This window comes from Pseudoxanthomonas sp. 3HH-4 (assembly GCF_006716465.1).
Classification (GTDB): Bacteria; Pseudomonadota; Gammaproteobacteria; order Xanthomonadales; family Xanthomonadaceae; genus Pseudoxanthomonas_A.
Window position 1 is genome coordinate 600,998 of the sequence record NZ_VFPB01000001.1, and the last position, 18,858, is coordinate 619,855.

Annotated in this window: 16 protein-coding genes; 12 read left to right on the forward strand and 4 right to left on the reverse strand. The window is 66.7% G+C overall.

Annotated elements, in window-relative coordinates:
• Positions 1-10: 10 nt before the first annotated feature.
• The 4 genes from FB548_RS02720 to FB548_RS02735 are packed head-to-tail and all read left to right on the forward strand — an operon-like array spanning position 11 to position 4,130.
• Entirely contained in the window at positions 11-718 is a 708-nt protein-coding gene (locus FB548_RS02720; protein ID WP_142123214.1) for a SapC family protein, read from the forward strand.
• Entirely contained in the window at positions 705-1,727 is a 1,023-nt protein-coding gene (locus FB548_RS02725; protein WP_142124071.1) for a cupin-like domain-containing protein, read from the forward strand. Before FB548_RS02720 ends, FB548_RS02725 begins: the two co-directional genes overlap by 14 nt.
• Positions 1,728-1,737: 10 nt before the next feature.
• The gene (locus tag FB548_RS02730) at positions 1,738-3,243 is read left to right on the forward strand and encodes a tryptophan halogenase family protein (protein WP_185741944.1); all 1,506 of its coding nucleotides are present in this window, start codon (positions 1,738-1,740) and stop codon (positions 3,241-3,243) included.
• A gap of 35 nt (positions 3,244-3,278) precedes the next feature.
• Positions 3,279-4,130 carry an NAD-dependent protein deacetylase gene (locus FB548_RS02735; protein ID WP_142123215.1) on the forward strand — a complete coding sequence of 284 codons (852 nt, stop codon included), beginning with the start codon at positions 3,279-3,281 and terminating at the stop codon, positions 4,128-4,130.
• Here the strand turns inward: FB548_RS02735 and FB548_RS02740 are convergent.
• Complete coding sequence (locus tag FB548_RS02740; protein ID WP_255470282.1) at positions 4,105-6,309, reverse strand: EAL domain-containing protein; 2,205 nt, start codon at positions 6,307-6,309, stop codon at positions 4,105-4,107. The genes FB548_RS02735 and FB548_RS02740 overlap by 26 nt on opposite strands.
• 531 nt (positions 6,310-6,840) lie before the next feature.
• Here FB548_RS02740 and FB548_RS02745 point away from each other — a divergent pair.
• The 4 genes from FB548_RS02745 to hemC all read left to right on the forward strand — a co-directional run bounded on the left by FB548_RS02745 (position 6,841) and on the right by hemC (position 10,093).
• A complete protein-coding gene (locus tag FB548_RS02745; RefSeq protein WP_185741945.1) occupies positions 6,841-7,596 on the forward strand; it encodes an energy transducer TonB in 756 nt (251 codons plus the stop codon).
• Between the two features lie 36 nt (positions 7,597-7,632).
• Positions 7,633-8,319: a carboxylesterase gene (locus FB548_RS02750; RefSeq protein ID WP_185741946.1), complete on the forward strand. Its 687-nt coding sequence runs from the start codon at positions 7,633-7,635 to the stop codon at positions 8,317-8,319.
• A gap of 95 nt (positions 8,320-8,414) precedes the next feature.
• Positions 8,415-9,146: a LytTR family DNA-binding domain-containing protein gene (locus FB548_RS02755; RefSeq protein ID WP_142123217.1), complete on the forward strand. Its 732-nt coding sequence runs from the start codon at positions 8,415-8,417 to the stop codon at positions 9,144-9,146.
• Between the two features lie 38 nt (positions 9,147-9,184).
• Positions 9,185-10,093 carry a hydroxymethylbilane synthase gene (gene hemC, locus FB548_RS02760; RefSeq protein WP_142123218.1) on the forward strand — a complete coding sequence of 303 codons (909 nt, stop codon included), beginning with the start codon at positions 9,185-9,187 and terminating at the stop codon, positions 10,091-10,093.
• Positions 10,094-10,106: 13 nt separating this feature from the next.
• Here the strand turns inward: hemC and FB548_RS02765 are convergent, their stop codons facing one another.
• Positions 10,107-11,012: a DUF481 domain-containing protein gene (locus tag FB548_RS02765; protein WP_255470283.1), complete on the reverse strand. Its 906-nt coding sequence runs from the start codon at positions 11,010-11,012 to the stop codon at positions 10,107-10,109.
• A 207-nt stretch (positions 11,013-11,219) separates the two neighbouring features.
• Positions 11,220-11,699 (reverse strand): hypothetical protein, encoded by a 480-nt coding sequence (locus FB548_RS02770; RefSeq protein ID WP_142123219.1) that lies wholly within the window; start codon positions 11,697-11,699, stop codon positions 11,220-11,222.
• A gap of 356 nt (positions 11,700-12,055) precedes the next feature.
• Between FB548_RS02770 and FB548_RS02775 the strand changes: the two genes are divergently transcribed.
• A complete protein-coding gene (locus FB548_RS02775) occupies positions 12,056-13,027 on the forward strand; it encodes a YafY family protein (protein WP_142123220.1) in 972 nt (323 codons plus the stop codon).
• Between the two features lie 186 nt (positions 13,028-13,213).
• On the opposite strand, the gene FB548_RS02780 is transcribed toward FB548_RS02775, so the two are convergent.
• A complete protein-coding gene (locus FB548_RS02780) occupies positions 13,214-13,798 on the reverse strand; it encodes a lipocalin family protein (RefSeq protein ID WP_255470284.1) in 585 nt (194 codons plus the stop codon).
• Between the two features lie 147 nt (positions 13,799-13,945).
• Between FB548_RS02780 and FB548_RS02785 the strand changes: the two genes are divergently transcribed.
• The 3 genes from FB548_RS02785 to FB548_RS02795 all read left to right on the forward strand — a co-directional run bounded on the left by FB548_RS02785 (position 13,946) and on the right by FB548_RS02795 (position 18,673).
• Positions 13,946-14,257, forward strand: a complete 312-nt coding sequence (locus tag FB548_RS02785) for a hypothetical protein (RefSeq protein WP_142124077.1) — start codon at positions 13,946-13,948, stop codon at positions 14,255-14,257.
• Between the two features lie 76 nt (positions 14,258-14,333).
• Positions 14,334-16,439 carry a prolyl oligopeptidase family serine peptidase gene (locus FB548_RS02790; protein WP_142123221.1) on the forward strand — a complete coding sequence of 702 codons (2,106 nt, stop codon included), beginning with the start codon at positions 14,334-14,336 and terminating at the stop codon, positions 16,437-16,439.
• Between the two features lie 62 nt (positions 16,440-16,501).
• The gene (locus FB548_RS02795) at positions 16,502-18,673 is read left to right on the forward strand and encodes a S9 family peptidase (RefSeq protein WP_142123222.1); all 2,172 of its coding nucleotides are present in this window, start codon (positions 16,502-16,504) and stop codon (positions 18,671-18,673) included.
• Positions 18,674-18,858: the final 185 nt, after the last annotated feature.

Sequence of the window (18,858 nt, forward strand, 5' to 3'; positions counted from 1 at the left end):
GCGAGAGCCGATGAGCCAGCACGTCCTGTTGAACAATGTCGAGCACCGGACGCTCCGCGTGCGGGCCGGTCATGGCGCCGCACTCGGCGATGCCGTGATGCGGGCACTGACATTCCCTGCCGAGTTCCGCGAGCTGCAGGCGCACTACCCGATCGTGTTCGCGCGCGACGGCGAAGGGCGCTTCGTTCCGCTGGCGCTGTTCGGCCTGCAGGAGGGCGAGAACCTGTTCCTCGAAGGGGAGCGCTGGGACGCCACGTATGTCCCGCTGTCCGTCAGGCGGCAGCCCTTCCTGGTCGGGATATCCGGCGAAGAGCGGCTGCTGCATGTCGATCTCGGTCATCCGCGTGTCCGCGAGGGGGGTGGCGAGGCGCTGTTCCATGACCATGGCGGTGCCACGGAGTTCCTGGAGCGCGTGAAGTCCGTGCTGCTGGCGCTGCATGATGGCGTTGTCGCCACGCCCGCCTTCATCGAGGCCTTGCTGGAGCACGATCTGCTGGAATCGTTCGTGCTCGACGTAAAGCTGGATGACGGCTCGCACAATCGGCTCGCGGGCTTCCATACCATCGACGAGGCACGGCTGCAGGCATTGTCGGGAGATGCACTGGAGCGACTGGCGCGCGATGGCCATCTGTTGCCCGTCTACATGGTGCTGGCATCGATGTCGCGCTTCCGCGATCTGATCGAACGGACCAACCAACGCCGTGCTGCCGGTCGCTGAGCCCATCCCCATCGACGAGATCGCTGGCTGCGGTCCGCAGTCGCTGCCGGAGGCTGTGCTGCGGGGGGCACGGCCGGTGGTCCTGCGGGGGCTGGTCTCGGCCTGGCCCGTGGTGCAGGCGGCTCGGGCATCGGCGGCAGCGGGCATCGACTACCTCAAGCGGTTCGATCATGGCGGCATGCCTGTCGTGGCCACCGTTGCTCCACCCGAAGCGAAGGGGCGCGTGTTCTACAACGAAGACCTGAGCGGCTTCAACTTCCGTCGCGAACAGGTGCCGCTGTCCGTTGCGCTCGACACGCTGCGCAAGTATCTCGATGCCGCAGCGCCTCCCTCCATCTACGTGGCCTCCACTACGCTCGACACCTTCCTGCCGGGCTTCCGTGCCGAGAATGACGTCGATCTCCGTCCGCGCGATCCACTGGCCAGCATCTGGATCGGCAACCGCAGCCGGATCGCCGCGCACCAGGATGTACCGGATAACCTCGCCTGCGTGGTCGCGGGGCGCCGCCGGGTAACGCTGTTCCCGTCGGACCAATTGGAGAATCTCTACATCGGTCCGCTGGATCACACGCCTGCGGGGCAGGCCGTGAGCCTGGTCGATTTCGCCGCGCCTGATCTTGAGCGGTTCCCGAGGTTCGCCAAGGCCATGGAGCAGGCCCGGATCGCCGTGTTGGAGCCGGGTGATGCGGTGCTCATCCCCAGTATGTGGTGGCACCACATGGAGGGCCTGGACGCGTTCAACGTGCTGGTGAATTACTGGTGGCGTGAGTCGCCTGCGTGGATGGATACGCCGATGAATGCACTGATGCTCGCGATCATGAGCGTGCGTGACCTTCCCTTGCACGAGCGCGTCGTATGGAAGGATGTGTTCGACCACTATGTTTTCGACTACGACGAGGAACGGGACGCCGGCCACGTGCCCGAAGCGGCACGGCGCGTGCTCGCGCCGCTCGATGAAGCCCGTGTCCGCCACCTGCGCGCGCTGCTGCTGCAGCGCCTCAACCGTTGAGTGAACCTGCATGCAGACGTCGCAACCGATGGCCCATCCCCGCACCGTCAAGCGTGTCGTCATCGCCGGTGGCGGCACCGCTGGCTGGATGGCCGCTGCCGCACTGTCCAAAACGCTGGGCAAGACCCTGGACATCACCCTGGTGGAGTCGGAGGAGATCGGGACGGTCGGCGTGGGCGAGGCGACGATCCCAACGTTGGTGGTTTTCCATCGCCTGCTCGACATCAAGGAGCAGGATTTCATGGCCGCGGTGCAGGGCACCGTGAAGCTGGGCATCTCCTTCGAGAACTGGAAGGATGTCGGCCATCGCTACATCCACTCGTTCGGCACCAGCGGCAAGGACCACTGGTCGGCAGGCTTCCAGCACTTCTGGCTGCGCGGTCGGGCGGAAGGCCTGGCGAGCGAATACAGCGACTACTGCATCGAACTGCAGGCCGCGCTGCAGGACCGTTTCTCCCATCTGCCGCGCTACCACGTGAATTACGCGTACCACATGGACGCGGCGCTCTACGCCCGCTTCCTGCGCGGATTCAGTGAACGCCACGGGTGCAAGCGCGTCGAGGGCAAGATCGTCGATGTCGCCACCGATGCCGATGGCGGGATCTCTTCGATCAAGCTGGAGCGTGGCGAGGTGATCGAGGGCGACCTGTTCATCGACTGCACCGGCTTCCGTGCGCTGCTGATCGGCAAGACGCTGGGCGTGGGTTACACCGACTGGTCCCGGTGGCTGTTCAACGACAGCGCACTGGCCACCCAGACCACCGCGGTGCGCGATGCCGTGCCTTACACGCGCGCCATCGCCGGGACGGCAGGGTGGCAATGGCGCATCCCGCTGCAGCACCGGGTCGGCAACGGCATCGTGTACTCCAGCCGCCACATCAGCGACGACGAGGCACGCGAGCATTTCCTGTCCAGCGTCGAGGGCGAGGTCATCAAGCAGCCATGGCCGATCCGGTTCAAGCCGGGGCAACGGCAGCAATGCTGGGCGAAGAACTGCGTGGCCCTGGGGCTCGCCGGCAGTTTCATCGAGCCTCTGGAATCCACGACCATCCACCTGATCCAGCGCGGTATCGTGCGCCTGCTGCAGACCTTCCCGCATACGATCACGCAGCCAGCGATCGACGAGTACAACGCGCGCCTGGACGAAGAGCTGCAGCACGTCCGCGATTTCGTGGTGATGCACTATGCGATCAGCGACCGTCGCGACACGCCCTACTGGCGCGACATTGCGGAGATGGAAATCCCCGCGACGCTCCGGCACAGGATCGAACTCTTCCGCGAGACGGGCACGGTCTTCCACGTGCCCGGCGAGCTGTTCGGCGAGAATTCCTGGATACAGGTCATGCTGGGGCAGGGCGTCGTCCCGAAGGGCTATCACCCGACCGCCGATGTGATGTCGAAAGAGGATCTCCAGCGCTTCCTCGACGACATCCGCAGCAACGTGCTGGGTACGGCACGCCAGATGCCCGCCCACATGGATTACCTGCGCAGCTATTGCCCTGCGCCCAAGCCATGAAACACGGAGCCGGCGGCATGGCCTAAGCTGCCGGCATGGGCGATCCACGACTCGAAGCCTTCCTGACCGGACACCGGCGCTTGTTCGTCCTGACCGGTGCAGGTTGCAGCACCGGCTCCGGCATTCCCGACTACCGTGATGAACACGGCGCCTGGAAGCGCACGCCACCGGTGACCTATCAGGCGTTCATGGGCGAGCACGCCACGCGCCAGCGCTACTGGGCACGCAGTCTGCTTGGTTGGCCGCGCATCGCACGCGCCCGGCCGAACGTCGCGCATCGCGCACTGGCATCGCTTGAAGCGCGCGGGCAATCGGAAATGCTGCTGACACAGAATGTGGACGGCCTGCACCAGGCCGCCGGCAGCCTGTCGGTGGTCGACCTGCACGGCCGGCTCGACCAGGTGGTGTGCATGGGATGTGGCGCGGGTTCTGCGCGTGCGGAGATGCAGACCCGCCTGGCGTCCGCGAATCCCGACTGGGTGGCGCTCGATGCTGTCGCGGCGCCCGACGGCGATGCCGACCTGGACGGGCGCGACTTCAGCGCGTTCCACGTACCCGCCTGCGAAGCGTGCGGCGGACTGCTCAAGCCCGACGTGGTGTTCTTCGGCGAGAGCGTGCCGCGTGCGCGCGTCGACCATGCCATGGCGCATCTCCGGCGCGCGGATGCGATGCTGGTGGTCGGCTCGTCCTTGATGGTCTACTCCGGGTTGCGCTTCGTGCATGCCGCCGTGCGTGCGGACATCCCGGTGGTCGCCGTCAATCTGGGGCGGACGCGCGCCGATGAGTTGCTGCGGTTCCGCGTGGCGGCCCCTTGTGGTGACGCACTGGGCTTCCTGCTGGAAGACCAGGCGCGCCTTTCGCTCACTCCACCGGTGGTTGCAGGCTGATCCAGCGTTCCAGCGAGTGCGGGGACAGGGGACGCGAGACGTAATAGCCCTGCAACAGATCGCAGTTGAGCGAGGCCAGCACGGCGCGTTGTGCCGCATTCTCGACACCCTCGGCGACCACCTTCAACGCCAGGCTTTCGCCGATGCGCAGGATGGACGTGGTGAGTGCACGGGCGGACTCGCTGTGCTCGAGGTCGCGCACGAAGCTCATGTCGAGCTTCAGTTCGCTGATGGGCAGGCGGTGGAGATGGCTCAGGCTGGAGTAGCCGGTGCCGAAATCGTCGATCGACAGGCTCACGCCCATGCGGTGGATCGCATCGATGTTGGCCAGTACCTCGGGTTTCTGCGCAAGCATGACGCTCTCGGTCACTTCCACCATCAGCTCGGACGGGGAAAGCCCGCATTTGCCCAGTACATTGCCGATGAAGGTCGGCAGATCCTGCTGTTCGAAGTTGATCGCCGACAGGTTGACCGAGACGCGAGGTACCGGCACCCCGCGACGCCGCCAGTCCGCCATCTGGGTGCAGGCTTCTTCCAGCGTCCAACGGCCCAGTTCGTCGATCAGGCCACATTCCTCGGCCATCGGCACGAAGGTGGCGGGCGAGATTTCCCCGATCTCCGGATGGCGCCAGCGCAACAGCGCTTCAACGCCGTGCAGCCGGGCATCGTCATCCAGGGCGACCTGGGGCTGGTAATGCAGGCGCAACTGGCCGCTGCGCACCGCCTCGCGCAGCGCATTCTCCAGTGCGAGGCGCTCCTGCATCGCCTGGTTCATCTCGAGGCTGTAGAACACGATGCGCGCGCCGCCCTCGGACTTGGCGCGGTACATCGCGATGTCGGCATGGCGCACCAGCGAATCCACATCCCAGCCATCGGCGGGGAACATCGCCACCCCCACGCTGGCCTGCGGCGTCAGCATCATCCGGCCTGCGCTCAGGGGTTCGGACAGCCGGGCCATCAGGCGATCGGCCAGGTTGGCGGCCTCCTCCGCACTGCGGTCGGGAATGGCCAGCACGAACTCGTCACCGGCCAGTCGCGCCACCACGTCGCCTTCGCGCAGTTCGCCGCCCAGGCGTTTGGCCAGCTCGCGCAGCAGCGCATCGCCGGCCGTGTGGCCCTGGGTGTCGTTCACGATCTTGAAGCGGTCGATGTCGATGAACAGCAACGCCACAGCGCTTTCGCGTCGCGCGGCGCCCAGCAGCATCTGCTCGACCTTGCTGTTGAACAGCGCCCGGTTCGGCAGCCCGGTCAGGGTGTCGAAGAACGAGAGCTGGTGCATGCGAGCACGCGCGCGCTCGCGTTCCATCGCCAGCGCGCACAGGTGCAGGCAGACATCGACCACGCGCTGGTGGAAATCGTCGGGCGCCCTGTTTTCCCAGTAGTACAGCGCGAACGTGCCCAGCACGCGCCCATCATGGGCCTTGATCGGACTCGACCAGCATGCACGGATGCCCAGGGCGAGGAACGGGGCGTTGTACGCCTGCCAACGCGGGTCGCGTTCGATGTCGCTGCATTCGACGGGCTGCCCGCTCCAGGCGGCCGAGCCGCAGGCGCCGACCATCGGACCCGCGAGCTCGCCGTCGATCAGGGCGCCGATGGTCTCGGGCAGGCTGGGAGCCGCGAGCGGGCGAAGGCGGCCGTAGTCGTCCAGTGCGATGATCGACGCCACGGCTTCCGGCATGACCTTTTCGACTTCGCGGCAGACCAGCGTCAGCACCTCCTGCAGCGGCTGCTCCCGGACGATGGCGCCCAGCACCTTGCGGTGCAGCTCCTCGTGCAGCTTGCTGTGGGTGATGTCGGTATAGACGCCGAGCAGGTAGCGGACGTTGCGCTCGGGGTCGAAGACGGGATTGACGACCGCGGAGATCCACAGCGGCACGCCACTCTTGGCGTAGACCAGCAATTCGGTGCGGTAGCCCTGCTGGACATTCAACTGGCCGCGCACCCATTCGACCGTTTCCGGATCGGTGTGCGGGCCGGCCAGGAAATCGCTGGGGCGGCGGCCGGCGGCTTCCTCCAGCGTATAGCCGAGCATGCGCGTGAAGCCCTGGTTGATCCAGGTGATGTGCGCTGCGTCGTCGCAGACGACGACCGCGTTGTCGCTGTGGTCGATGACCCAGGACACGTCGGGAGCACCATCGGCGAAGTGCGGCGGCATGGCGATGGCAGTGGGCCTCACGGTCAGTTCTTCCCCAAGAACGGTTTCCGCCTGATGGACCGGGTTCGCCACGGCACTCCCTGCTAAGCCGTCCCCGAAACGGGGAGATACGATGCGGTATCGGCCCCTGATCGCCGCACTTTACCTGAAGTTTCAGGTGGCGCGGGTGTCTACGCCTCTGCAAGCGCTTACAGTCGGATGGCCAGGCCGCAGGCCACGGTCGATGCCGCCCGTGCGCACCTTCGCGGGGCAGCTCCCGAGTGGAGACGCGGGGCGTGAAGCCACTGTGTGGAGGGCCAGACATTGCCTGACGCACCGTCGTCATGATCGCCGCCTAGGCTTGCCGCCCGCATGACAGGGGTGGCCATGAAAGCGAAACGGATATGGTCGGGGGTCGGGTTGCTGCTATGCCTGACAGGGTGCCAGGGCGCATCTTCGCCCGACGCGAAGCAGGGCGGGACAGTGTCACCGGTCACGGCGGACATCCAGCGGGATGAAGCGGTGCCCGCCACGGCTTACGCACGTGCGGCGCAAGCGTTGGCGGAGAACCGGATGCTCGCTCCCTCGGGAGACAATGCGGTCGAACACTACTTGGCCGCACGCGTCGAAGCGGGAGAGCGCACCCGTGCGCAGGCCGCACTGTCGGAACTGCAGCCCTATGTGCTGATCGCCGCCGAGCAGGCGATTGCGCGTGGCGATGCAGGGGAGGCGAAGCGCCTGCAGGGCCTGATCGAACACATCGATGGACAAGCGCCTGCGCTGCCGCGGCTGAAAGCCGGCGTGGCGGCATTGCTGCGCGAACAGGCGTTGCAGGCTGCCGCTCCTGATGAGGAAGCAGTCCGGCCGGCCGCATCCGGCCTGTCCTCGACCGGCGAGGCATCGCCGGCGCAAGCCATGCGCGCACCTGCCCCAGCATCCACACTCGCTGCTGCGCCGGTTGTCGTCGCTCCTTCACCTGCGCCGCTCCCTGCGCGACAGCAAGAAGCGCCGGCCACCAGCCCTTCCGTTGTGCCGTCGCGTGTCGTACAGGAGATCCGGACGCCGCGCCTGCTCCAGGACGCACAGCCGCGATATCCACTGCCTGCGCTGCGCGCGCGCGTGGAAGGGCAGGCAGAAGTCGCTTTCACCATCCAGCCCGACGGCAGTGTGCGCGACGTGCGCCTGCTCTCATCGACGCCTGCGGGCATGTTCGATGCGCCCGCGCTCGCGGTCGCGCAACGCTGGCGTTTCGAGGCGACCGGACAGGCCCATGCATCGCGACGCACCGTGCGGTTCCAGCTGCCAGCCCCGGGGTCGAGCGACGGCTGATTGGTGTCCGTACGCGTCTGCGGTGAGAATGGCGGCATGACTACCGCCTCCGCCTCCCCGATTCTCGATACCGTCGAACAGGAAACCGGTCCGGCGCCGCAGTGGTCCGTACTGTGGCTGCACGGCCTGGGTGCGGATGGCCACGACTTCGCCCCGATCGTGCCCGAACTGGTGCGACCTGGCTGGCCGGCGCTGCGCTTTGTCTTCCCGCATGCGCCCGTGCGTGCTGTGACGATCAACAACGGCGTCCGCATGCGTGCGTGGTACGACATCGTGGGCATGGACTTCCCCACTCGAGCGGATAGCATCGGCATCGAGGAGTCGCTGGTACAGGTGGAGTCGCTGATCGCGCGCGAGCAGGCGCGGGGCATCGCGCCGGAGCGGTTGCTGCTGGCGGGCTTCTCGCAGGGCGGCGCCATCACCCTGGCGGCCGGCCTGCGCAGGCAGGTGCCACTGGCGGGGCTGATCGCGCTGTCCACCTACCTGCCGGGCGCGGCGCAGGCTGCTACGCACCTGGCGGCTGCGGCCACCACGCAACCGGTCTTCATGGCGCACGGCACCGGTGATCCGGTGATCCCGCTCATCCACGCCGAACAGAGTGCCCGTGTGCTCGGGGAGCTGGGTTTCGACGTGCAATGGCACCGCTATCCGATGGCACACCAGGTATGCGCGGAGGAAATCCGTGACCTGGGTGACTGGATGGGCCAGCGGTTTGCGTTGTAATCCCCACGCGACCCCCGAAGGATGACGCATGGCGCTGCCATGGGTAACCTAGGACGCGGGGGATCACGCCAACGTTCACCGAGGACGCCTTTGCCGTGAAAGTGGTCATTGCCGACGACGAACCCCTTGCCCGCGAGCGCCTGCGCGCGTTGCTGGCCGAGCATCCCGGTATCGAGGTGGTCGCCGAGGCCGAGAACGGCCTGGACGCGTTGCAGGCCTGTTCGCAGCATCGCCCCGACATGGTCCTGCTGGACATCGCCATGCCGGGCGTGGACGGACTCGAGGCTGCCCGCCATCTGGCGGCCTTCGACCCGCGCCCCGCCGTGGTGTTCTGCACGGCCTACGACGAACACGCGCTGTCGGCTTTCGAGGCCGCCGCCATCGATTACCTGATGAAGCCGATCCGCGCCGAGCGATTGGCTGCCGCGCTCGAACGCGCGCGCACCTTCATCGCCGGGCGCGAGACCCAGGCCCCGGCGTCATCGAGCAGCCAGCCGCGGACCCACCTGTGTGCACGCCTGCGGGGCAGCCTGCGGCTGATTCCCGTGGATGAAGTGCACTACCTGCAGGCGGAGGAGAAGTACGTGGTGGTGCACCACGCGCGCGGCGAGGACCTGATCGAGGAATCGCTGAAATCGCTGGAAGAGGAATTCGGTGGCCGCTTCGTGCGGATCCATCGCAACTGCCTGGTCGCGCGCCACGAACTGGTCGAGATCAAGCGCATCGGTGATGGCCATGTCCAGGCCATCCTGCGCCATGGCAAGGAGCCGCTGGAAGTGAGCCGCCGTTGCGTGGCAGGCCTGCGCGAGACCGTCAAGACGCTCTGAGCGCACGCGGACGCCGCGCCATGCGGGATAATGCCCGCATGACCCTGCTGCGCATCGCCACCCGCAAAAGCCCGCTCGCCCTCTGGCAGAGCGAACACGTCGCCGACCGGCTGCGCGCCGCCCATCCCGGGCTGGCGGTCGAGCTGGTGCCGATGAGCACGCGTGGCGACGAGGTGCTGGACCGCTCGCTGGCCGCCATCGGGGGCAAGGGCCTGTTCCTGAAGGAGCTGGAGCTGGCCATGCTGCGTGGCGAGGCGGACTGCGCCGTGCATTCACTGAAGGACGTGCCGATGGAGCTCGAAGGTCCATTCGCGCTGCCTGCCATCCTGCCGCGCGCGGATCCGGCCGACGCCTTCATCTCCCACCGGTACGAGGGCATCGCTGCGCTGCCCCATGGCGCACGCGTGGGGACCTCGTCGCTGCGTCGGCAGGCACAGCTGCGCGCGTTGCGCCTGGACCTGCAGTTGCTGGACCTTCGCGGCAACGTCAATACGCGCCTGGCCAAGCTGGATGCCGGCGACTACGACGCGATCGTGCTGGCGTGCGCCGGGTTGCAGCGCCTGGGGTTTGCGTCGCGCATCCGCGTGCGGCTGGATGCGCCGCAATGGCTGCCGGCTCCCGCGCAGGGTGCCATCGCGGTGGAATGCCGGGCCGAAGATCCCGCCACGCATGCGCTGTTCGCGGCGCTGGATGATGCGGGCACGCGCGTCTGCGTGGAGGCGGAGCGGGCCATGAACCGGGCGTTGCATGGCAGTTGCCATGTTCCGGTGGCGGCGTTTGCGCAGCGCACGGGCGATGTGCTGTCGCTGTCGGGGCTGGTGGGTTCGGCGGCGGAGGGGCGGGTGATCCGTGCGGAAGGTACCGGTGCGGCCGGCGATCCCGAGGCGCTGGGGCAACGCGTCGCCGCCCAGCTGCTGGCGCAAGGCGCTGGCGCGTTCCTCGCATGAGCGGCGCGCGTGCTTACTTGAAGCGGTAGACCACGTTCATCGTGGTCAGCGTGTCCGTACGCTTCTTCTCCGGTGCCACGTCACTGTTGTGTCGCGCCTGCCAGCCGGCTTTCAGCGCGAGGTGCGAGTTCATCGTGACCGACACGCCCAGGTCGTTCTGCGCGAAGGTGTTGTAATCGCCCGCCTCGACCAGCAGCTTGTTGACGATCTCGGTGTTCTCGCTCAGCGCGTAGCGCAGGTCGATCAGGCCACGCCCGATCAGGCTGGATTCGTTGCGCTCCTCAAGGGTGTCGTAGGCGCGGCGATAACCGGGGCCGACCTGCAGGTCGAGATGGCCGCGCTCACCCTCGAGGACCCGGTTGCCGTAGCTCAGGCTGACCGACTGCTGCCGGCTGTAGGTGCCGAAGTCGTCTTCTTCGTGGCGCACGGCGGTGTTGAGCGTGCCACGCTGGTCCATGAGATATGCACTGTTGGCGGTGACCGTATAGCGGTTGGCGGTGGTGCGGCTGTCGCGGACGATGCTGCCGTCGTCCTGGGTCTTGGTGTATTCGGAACGCGAATGCAGGCCGAACAGACTGGCGCTGTGGCGCCATGCGCCGCCGTCGGTATAGGTCAGGTCCAGTCGGCCGTTGAAACTCTCGGTGTTGCTGTTGCCGCTACTGGCAGCCACGCCAAGCTCGCCGCCACCGGTGAGCTTGGGCGTCGGCGGTGCCGGCTCGGGGGGCGTCTCGGGGATGGGGCGCACCGCCATGGCGATGACCGGCAGCGCCGCACTGCCCTGTTTGCCGAAACCCTTGCCGGCATGGACGGCTTCCACCTTCTCATTGCGCGGCAGCACCCCTTCGTCAGCCAGGGCAGGCGCAATGTTGCCGGCGATCAGGGCGAGTGCCAGCAAGGAGGGAGGCGTCGGGCGCGACATGGCAGATCTCGAGAAAACGAAGGGGAGATGTAACCGCTTACATGGTAGATGTGAGCCGACAGCACCACAACCCAAGTGCTTGTTCCGATTCAGGTTTGCGACATGCATTCTGCCACGGGAACGCGCCCGATTCAGGATGCCTGTCACGGTCGCCAGCATTCCTGCGCCGTGGCGCATCGTCTTCCCGTAGCGGCCGTCCACCTCCACTCAAGGCGGGGCATCGATGCTGATCGCCGGGTCGTCGTAGCGCGAATAGGTCAGCAGCACCGTGTAGGGGCGGCCTTTGTCATCGCGGCCGGTGTGGCGCAGTTGCAGTGGCAGGCCATCCGGACCGATCCAGTAGTCGAACGCGACCGCCTCCGGAGTGGCGTGGCGAACGCGGTAGCGCCAGGCAGGGCGACCGGCGACGGTGTCATCGCCGATGTGTTCGGCGGACAGAGCCTGCTGGGCCTGCTGGAGTTTGAGTGGGTCGCGCCACGGGGCGAGCGTTTCCGGAGGGAGTGGTACCCGTATGTGTCGGCCGTCCACCTGCATGTGCAGCACGTGTCCGATGACCGTCTGCGTGCCGCCAGGCAACGTGATCCGGTAGCGGTCAGGCGCTACATAGTCCATCTCGCCGGTCATCGGCTGGGCGCCTTCCACCTGCATATGCGCATGGAAGCGGCGGGTGGCCAGGAAGCGGTGCATTGACGCCTTCACGTCCCGCACCGCATCGCGCGCAGGGACTGCGGGTGGCGTTGGCGGAATGGCGGCGGGTACCCCGGCGCCTTCGTGAGGGGAGGGTCGGCAGGCGGCCAATGCGAACAACAGGGGCAGTAAGGCGCGCGGCGACATGGTCGGCAGGCTCCCGGGAAGAGGGCAGCGCCTTGGGTCCGTGCGTTGAGGGCGCCGCGGCGGCAAAGACACGCCACGGCACCAGGCACCGCACGGGCCCAAAGCGCCGCTGGCGCTTGTCCCCTGTGCGTACTTCAACCGCAGGCAGGCGACGAAAACGGCCACCTGTCGGCGATAATCCGGCCACACCCCCCGCTGCCACGCTGCCCATGGACAAGATCGAACGCATCACCGCCCTGCACCGAATCCTGAAGGCGGCGCGCTATCCGGTCACGGTGAAGCGGCTGCAGGAGGAGTTGGGTTGTTCGCGCGCCACCGTCTATCGCGACCTGGCTTACCTGCGCGATGCGTTGATGGCGCCGATCGAAGGCGATGGCGAAGCGGGCTTCCGCTACCACGCGGCCGAGAGCGATCGCTTCGAACTGCCGGGGTTGTGGCTGAGTTCGGAAGAACTGTATGCGTTGCTCGCCGCGCAACAGTTGCTGGTCCGCACCGGCGGCGGCGTGCTCTCGGGCGCGTTGGCGCCGCTGCAGAAGCGCATCGAAGGGCTGCTTGCCGATCATGCGGGCGTGGACCACTGGCCCGTGGACCGCGTGCGGGTGATCCCGCACCGCGGACGTACGCTGGATGAAGCCAGCTTCCGCACCGTGGCGTCGGCCGTACTCGAGCGCAAGCAATTGCAGTTCGAATATCGCGCGCGTTCCACCGACGAGCGTACGCGGCGCGCGGTATCGCCGCAGCGCATCACCCACTACCGCGACAACTGGTATCTCGATGCGTGGGACCACGAACGCAACGCGCTGCGCAGCTTCGCGGTGGATCGCATCGGCAACGCACGACTGGGCGATGAGCCGGCACGCGACCTGCCGAACGAGGAGCTGAACCAGCATCTGGCGTCGAGCTACGGCATCTTCTCGGGCGAACCGAAGGGCTGGGCCACCATCCTCTTCAGCGCCAAGGCCGCGCGCTGGGTCGCCGACGAACAGTGGCATTCCAAGCAGCAGGGCCGCCACCTGCCGGACGGCCGTTACGAGCTGAAGATTCCCTACAGCGTCTCGCGCGAGCTGTTGATGGACATCCTGCATTACGGCGCCGATGCGGAGATCGTCGAACCGGCCGTGCTGCGCGAACAGGCGAAGGCACTGCTGGAACTGGCGCTGTCGAACTACGGGAAGAAGTAGTTTCGCGGCAGGGCACCGGGTTGTGGGAGCGACGCGAGTCGCGACTGTGGAGGAACGGGTCCCGGATCCCGGGCAAGCAGGGGATGGAGCAAGGGAGCCTCGATTGCTCGCACGAGGCGACACGCCCGGCCCTCTGATTTCCATCGTGACTGACATCGCGCGCAGGGATTCCCGCGGCGGACCTCCCTAAAGCTCCTTCGGCTCGCCGAAGCCCGGCTTCCCGACCTGCGCCGGCACCTGGGGCACGCGGACCAGCTGGCGGGCGTTGATGCCGTGGTCGCGCGCCTTCTTCACCAGTTCCTCGTAGCGCACGTCGTCCATGAGCGGATCGCGGGCCATGATCCAGCCCATGTCGCGGCCGGGGTAATCCGCCAGTGCCCATGAGTAGTCGGGTGCCACTTCGACGATGCGCCACTTGGCGGGCACCACGCCAACGAACCAAAGCGTCCACTCGCGGTTGCCGGAATCTCCCTTGACCGAGGCGCGCGCCTCGCGCAGTTGCTCGGGTTCGCCGAAGCCTTCGCGGTAGTGGTACGCCACGCCCACCTTGTCGATGTCGCGCAGTGCGTATTCGTAACGCGCTGCCACGTGCCCGCGCTCTGCGAAGTAGGGGATGTGCGCGACGACATGCCAGGTGCCCATGAAGCGGGGCAGGTCCACCGCGTCGGGTGCTGCGCGCGCCGGGCCGCGGCTGGCACAGCCGCCCGCCAGTGCCAGCAGCAGGGCGAGCAGTGCAATGCGGACCACGCGGATTGGCAACGCCATGGGCATGTGGGACTCCGTTCTCCCTGTCATACGAACACGCTAGTCATCAGGATGCGACGGAGATGTTAACCGGTGATGTCGCAACCCGTGAGATGTCGTTGCGCGAGTGTGACGTCGTACTGACATCACACAAAGGAATCCGCCGCCATGTCCATGTCCTTGTTCCAGGTTTCGCATGCGGTCCGCCAGGACCGCCCCGATGTCCATCTGGATCGTGTCCTGCGCCGCGTGGTGCTGTCAGGTGTTGCGCTGGTGTTGCTGCTGCCGCTGGCCCGCGCCAGCACCGACTGGTTGGGTTGGCTGCCCCTGTGGCTGGTCGGGATGCCTGCCGTGGCCTGGTGGGCCCTGCACCGTTTCCGGCTTCCGGTCCGTGGGGCCAGGTCGCATCGGACGGCGCACCGTCGTCGCAGCCCGCAGGCGCGCCGCATCCGCGACAGGGGCGTCGCCCTGCCCCGGGCGGCCTGACCTTCGGCAGGGGGTGCCCTCCGGGCCTTGTGCTAGCGTGCCATGTTCATGAAACGCACCTCCGGAGCCGTACCCGATGCCCAGACTCACCCATGCTTGCCTGGCCGCAGGCCTCGCTGTTGCTGGCGCGCTGTCAGCCCCTGCCCATGCCAAGGAGGCTGACGTGACGAACGATCCGTATGCCTGGCTGGAGGACGTCGAAGGGCAGAAGCAGTTGGATTGGGTGAAGGGCGTGAACGCCAGGGCCGAGGCCGAGATCGCCTCGACGCCGGCGTTCAAGCAACTGGAGTCGGATATCCGCGCCATCCTCGATTCAGACGCCAAGATCCCGGGCGTGCAGAAGATCGGCGACTACTACTACAACTTCTGGAAGGACAAGCAGCACGAACGCGGCGTCTGGCGCCGCACCACGCTGGCCGAGTACCGCAAGGCGCAGCCGCAGTGGGAGACCGTGCTGGACCTGGACGCGCTGAACAAGGCCGAGGGCAAGAACTGGGTCTGGCACGGCGCCGACTGCCGCAAGCCCGACTACACCCGCTGCCTGATCGCGCTGTCGCGCGGCGGCGCCGACGCCGACGAGACCCGCGAGTTCGACCTGGTCAACAAGAAGTTCCTCGCCGACGGTTTCTACCGCCCGGAAGCGAAGGGCGGCCTGGGCTGGAAGGACGCCGATACCGTCTACGTGTACACCGACTTCGGCGACGGCAGCATGACCAGCTCGGGTTATCCGCGCATCGCCAAGGAGTGGAAGCGCGGCACGCCGCTGGAGAGCGCTGCCGTCGTCTACGAAGGCAAGCCGGACGACATGTATATCGCCGCGTTCCACGACGACACGCCGGGCTTCCAGCGCGATTTCGTCAGCCGCACGCTGGCCTTCTACAACGACGAGCTGTACCTGCGCCGCGCCGACGGCACGCTGGCCAAGATCGATGCGCCCAACTCGGCCAACAAGGGCGTGCACAAGGAGTGGCTGACCCTGGAGCTGCGCGAGCCGTGGACGGTCGGCGGCAAGACCTATGCGGCCGGCAGCCTGCTGGCGGCCAAGTTCGACGACTTCATGGCCGGCAAGCGCGACTTCGACGTGCTGTTCGCGCCGACCGACAAGACTTCGCTGGCCGGCTTCACCTGGACGAAGAGCCACCTCGTCCTCAACGTGCTGGAAGACGTGAAGAACCGCCTGAGCGTGCTGACGCCGTCGGCCTCGGGCTGGACCACCAGCGCCTTCGTCGGCGCACCGTCCTTCGGCACCGTCGGGGTCGGCGACGTGGACAGCGACGACAGCGATGCGGTGTGGCTGACCGTCACCGACTACCTGACCCCGACGACGCTGTCGCTGGCCGAGATCGGCCAGCCGCCCGAGCAGCTGAAGTCGATGCCGGCGTTCTTCGACGCTTCGGGCAAGAAGATCGAACAGCACTTCGCCACCTCCAAGGACGGCACCAAGGTGCCGTACTTCCTTGTGCGCCCTGAAGGCTTGAAGTACGACGGCAGCACGCCGACCTTGCTCTACGGCTACGGCGGCTTCGAGATCTCGTTGACCCCCGGCTATTCCGGCGGCGTGGGCAAGGGCTGGCTGGAGAAAGGCGGCGTCTATGCCGTCGCCAACATCCGCGGTGGCGGCGAGTACGGCCCGCGCTGGCACCAGGCGGCGCTGAAGGCCAACCGCCACAAGGCGTACGAGGACTTCGCCGCGGTCGCGCAGGACCTGATCGCCCGCAAGATCACCTCGTCGAAGCACCTGGGCATCCAGGGCGGCAGCAATGGCGGCCTGCTGACGGGCAACATGCTGACGCAGTACCCGGAGCTGTTCGGCGCCGTCGTCGTGCAGGTGCCGCTGCTGGACATGAAGCGCTACAGCCACCTGCTGGCGGGTGCTTCGTGGATGGCCGAGTACGGCAACCCTGATACCGCCGACTGGGAATTCATCCAGACCTTCTCGCCGTACCACCTGTTCGATGCGAAGAAGGACTACCCGCCGACCCTGTTCATGACCTCCACCCGCGACGACCGCGTCCATCCGGGCCATGCCCGCAAGATGGCCGCGAAGATGCTGGAGGCGGGCAAGGACGTGCGCTACTACGAGAACATCGAAGGTGGCCACGGCGGTGCGGCCAACAACGCCCAGGCCGCGCACATGAGCGCGCTGGCCTACACCTTCCTCTGGCAGCAACTGACCAAATAAGCGTCCGACGCCCCTCTCCGGAGGGGCGTCGCCATTGCATCCCGCGTCCCCGGACCCCATCCATGAAGCCGACCTCCTTTCTGCTTGCCGCCACCGTCCTGATGAGCACCCCGATCACCTCCGCGCTGGCCGCCAGCGCTACCCCGCCCGACGTGGCGAAAAAGCCGCACGTGGTGAAGGCGCCACATGGCGCCGAACGCAACGACGAGTACTACTGGCTGCGCGACGACAAGCGCGAGAACAAGGAGATGCTGGCGTACCTCAACGCCGAGAACGCCTACACCGATGCGGTGATGGCGCCGCTGAAGCCGCTGGAGGACAAGCTGTACGACGAAGTCGTCGCGCGCATCAAGCAGGACGACGCCAGCGTGCCCTACCGCGAGCGCGGCTGGTGGTATTACGCCCGCTTCGTCACCGGCAAGGACTATCCGGTGCATGCGCGGCGCAAGGACGGCCCGGGCGTGGATGCGGTGTCGATCCAGGCCGCCAATGCCGCCGGCGACTTCAACGGCGAACAGGTGCTGCTGGATGTCAACGCGCTGGGCGAAGGCAAGGACTACTACAACGTCGGCGACTACGAAGTCAGCCAGGACAACACGCTGCTGGCGTACGCCGACGACACCAACGGCCGCCGCCAGTACACCATCCGATTCAAGAACCTGGAGACCGGCGAAATCCTGCCAGATACGGTCACCAATGCCGAACCGAACCTGGTCTGGTCCGACGATGGCCGCACGCTGTTCTACGTCGACAAGGATCCGGAGACCCTGCTCAGCAAGCGCGTGAAGGCGCACGTGCTGGGCACGCCGTCCAGCCAGGACACGCTGGTCTACGAAGAGGAAGACGACAGCTTCTACATGGGTATCGGCCGCACCCGCGACGACAAATTCATCTGCATCAGCGTAGAGAGCACCGTGTCCTCCGAAATGCGCTGCACGCCGGCCGCCAGTCCCGGCGTGTTCACCGTGCTGGCCCCGCGCGAACGCGACGTCGAGTACCAGGCCGATCACTTGGGCGACCGCTGGGTGATCCGCACCAACGCCGATGGCGCCACCAACTTCAAGATCGTGACCGCGCCGACCGACTCGGTCTCACGCAAGGACTGGAAGGACTGGATCGGGCACCGCGCCGACGTGTTCGTCGAGGGCTTCGAGCTGTTCGACGGTTTCAGTGTGGTGGCCGAACGCGCCAACGCGCTGGAAAGCCTGCGCGTGATCAAGGCCGATGGCAGCAGCGACTACGTCAAGGCCGACGAGCCGGCGTACTCGATGGGCCTGTCCGCCAATCCGGAAACCGGTACCGACTGGCTGCGCTACAGCTATACCTCGATGACCACGCCGGCCACGACCTACGAGATCAACACCAAGACCGGCGAGCGCCGCCAGTTGAAGCAGCAGCCCGTGCCGGGCTACGACGCGTCGAAGTACGTGACCGAGCGTGTGTGGGCACCGGCCCGCGACGGCAAGACGAAGATCCCGGTGACCCTGGTGTACCGCAAGGACGTCGCGCGCGACGGCAAGGCGCCGATGCTGCAGTACGCCTACGGCAGCTATGGCGCGTCGATGGACCCGAACTTCAGCATTACCAACGTCAGCCTGCTGGACCGTGGCGTGGTCTACGCGCTGGCCCACATCCGCGGCGGCCAGGAAATGGGCCGTGCGTGGTACGACGACGGCAAGCTCTACAACAAGATCAACACCTTCACCGACTTCATCGACGTCACCGACTACCTGGTCAAGGAGGGCTATGCGGCGAAGGATCGCGTGGCCGCTATGGGTGGCAGTGCCGGCGGCTTGCTGATGGGCGCGGTGTCGAACATGGCGCCGGAGAAGTACAAGGTCATCCTGACGCTGGTGCCGTTCGTCGACGTGGCGACCACGATGCTGGACCCCAGCATCCCGCTGACCACCAACGAGTACGACGAGTGGGGCAACCCGGAAGAGAAGGGCTACTACGACTACATCCTCACGTACTCGCCCTACGACAACCTGCAGGCGAAGGCCTATCCGGCGATGTTCGTGGGCACGGGCCTGTGGGATTCGCAGGTGCAGTACTGGGAGCCGGCCAAGTACGTCGCCCGCCTGCGCGACCTCAACACCGGCACCGGTCCGGTGGTGTTCCGCACCAACATGGAAGCCGGCCACGGCGGCAAGTCCGGCCGATTCCGCCAGTACCGCGAGCGTGCCGAGATGTTCGCCTTCATGCTGGACCAGCTGGGCGTCGCCTCGAAGTAGGAGATGTCGCAAGACAGGAAGAAGGCCGGGGAAACCCGGCTTTCTTCGTTTCCGGTGCCCTCCGACGGGGGGTACTCCAGTGCTGCTGGCCGCCGCCGATAACCGTGGGGACGAGTTCGTTGACGGAGGCAGGGCATGGCAGGGTGGGGTGCGGTGATCCGCGTCGGTCATCTCGTATTCGCGCC

Coding starts and splice junctions, on each gene's coding strand:
- FB548_RS02720 (WP_142123214.1), top strand. CDS start 11: ATGAGCCAGCACGTCCTGTTGAACAATGTCGAGCACCGGACGCTCCGC.
- FB548_RS02730 (WP_185741944.1), top strand. CDS start 1,738: ATGCAGACGTCGCAACCGATGGCCCATCCCCGCACCGTCAAGCGTGTC.
- FB548_RS02735 (WP_142123215.1), top strand. CDS start 3,279: ATGGGCGATCCACGACTCGAAGCCTTCCTGACCGGACACCGGCGCTTG.
- FB548_RS02745 (WP_185741945.1), top strand. CDS start 6,841: ATGCTCGCTCCCTCGGGAGACAATGCGGTCGAACACTACTTGGCCGCA.
- FB548_RS02750 (WP_185741946.1), top strand. CDS start 7,633: ATGACTACCGCCTCCGCCTCCCCGATTCTCGATACCGTCGAACAGGAA.
- hemC (WP_142123218.1), top strand. CDS start 9,185: ATGACCCTGCTGCGCATCGCCACCCGCAAAAGCCCGCTCGCCCTCTGG.
- FB548_RS02765 (WP_255470283.1), bottom strand. CDS start 11,012: ATGTCGCGCCCGACGCCTCCCTCCTTGCTGGCACTCGCCCTGATCGCC.
- FB548_RS02770 (WP_142123219.1), bottom strand. CDS start 11,699: ATGCACCGCTTCCTGGCCACCCGCCGCTTCCATGCGCATATGCAGGTG.
- FB548_RS02775 (WP_142123220.1), top strand. CDS start 12,056: ATGGACAAGATCGAACGCATCACCGCCCTGCACCGAATCCTGAAGGCG.
- FB548_RS02780 (WP_255470284.1), bottom strand. CDS start 13,798: ATGCCCATGGCGTTGCCAATCCGCGTGGTCCGCATTGCACTGCTCGCC.
- FB548_RS02785 (WP_142124077.1), top strand. CDS start 13,946: ATGTCCTTGTTCCAGGTTTCGCATGCGGTCCGCCAGGACCGCCCCGAT.
- FB548_RS02790 (WP_142123221.1), top strand. CDS start 14,334: ATGCCCAGACTCACCCATGCTTGCCTGGCCGCAGGCCTCGCTGTTGCT.
- FB548_RS02795 (WP_142123222.1), top strand. CDS start 16,502: ATGAAGCCGACCTCCTTTCTGCTTGCCGCCACCGTCCTGATGAGCACC.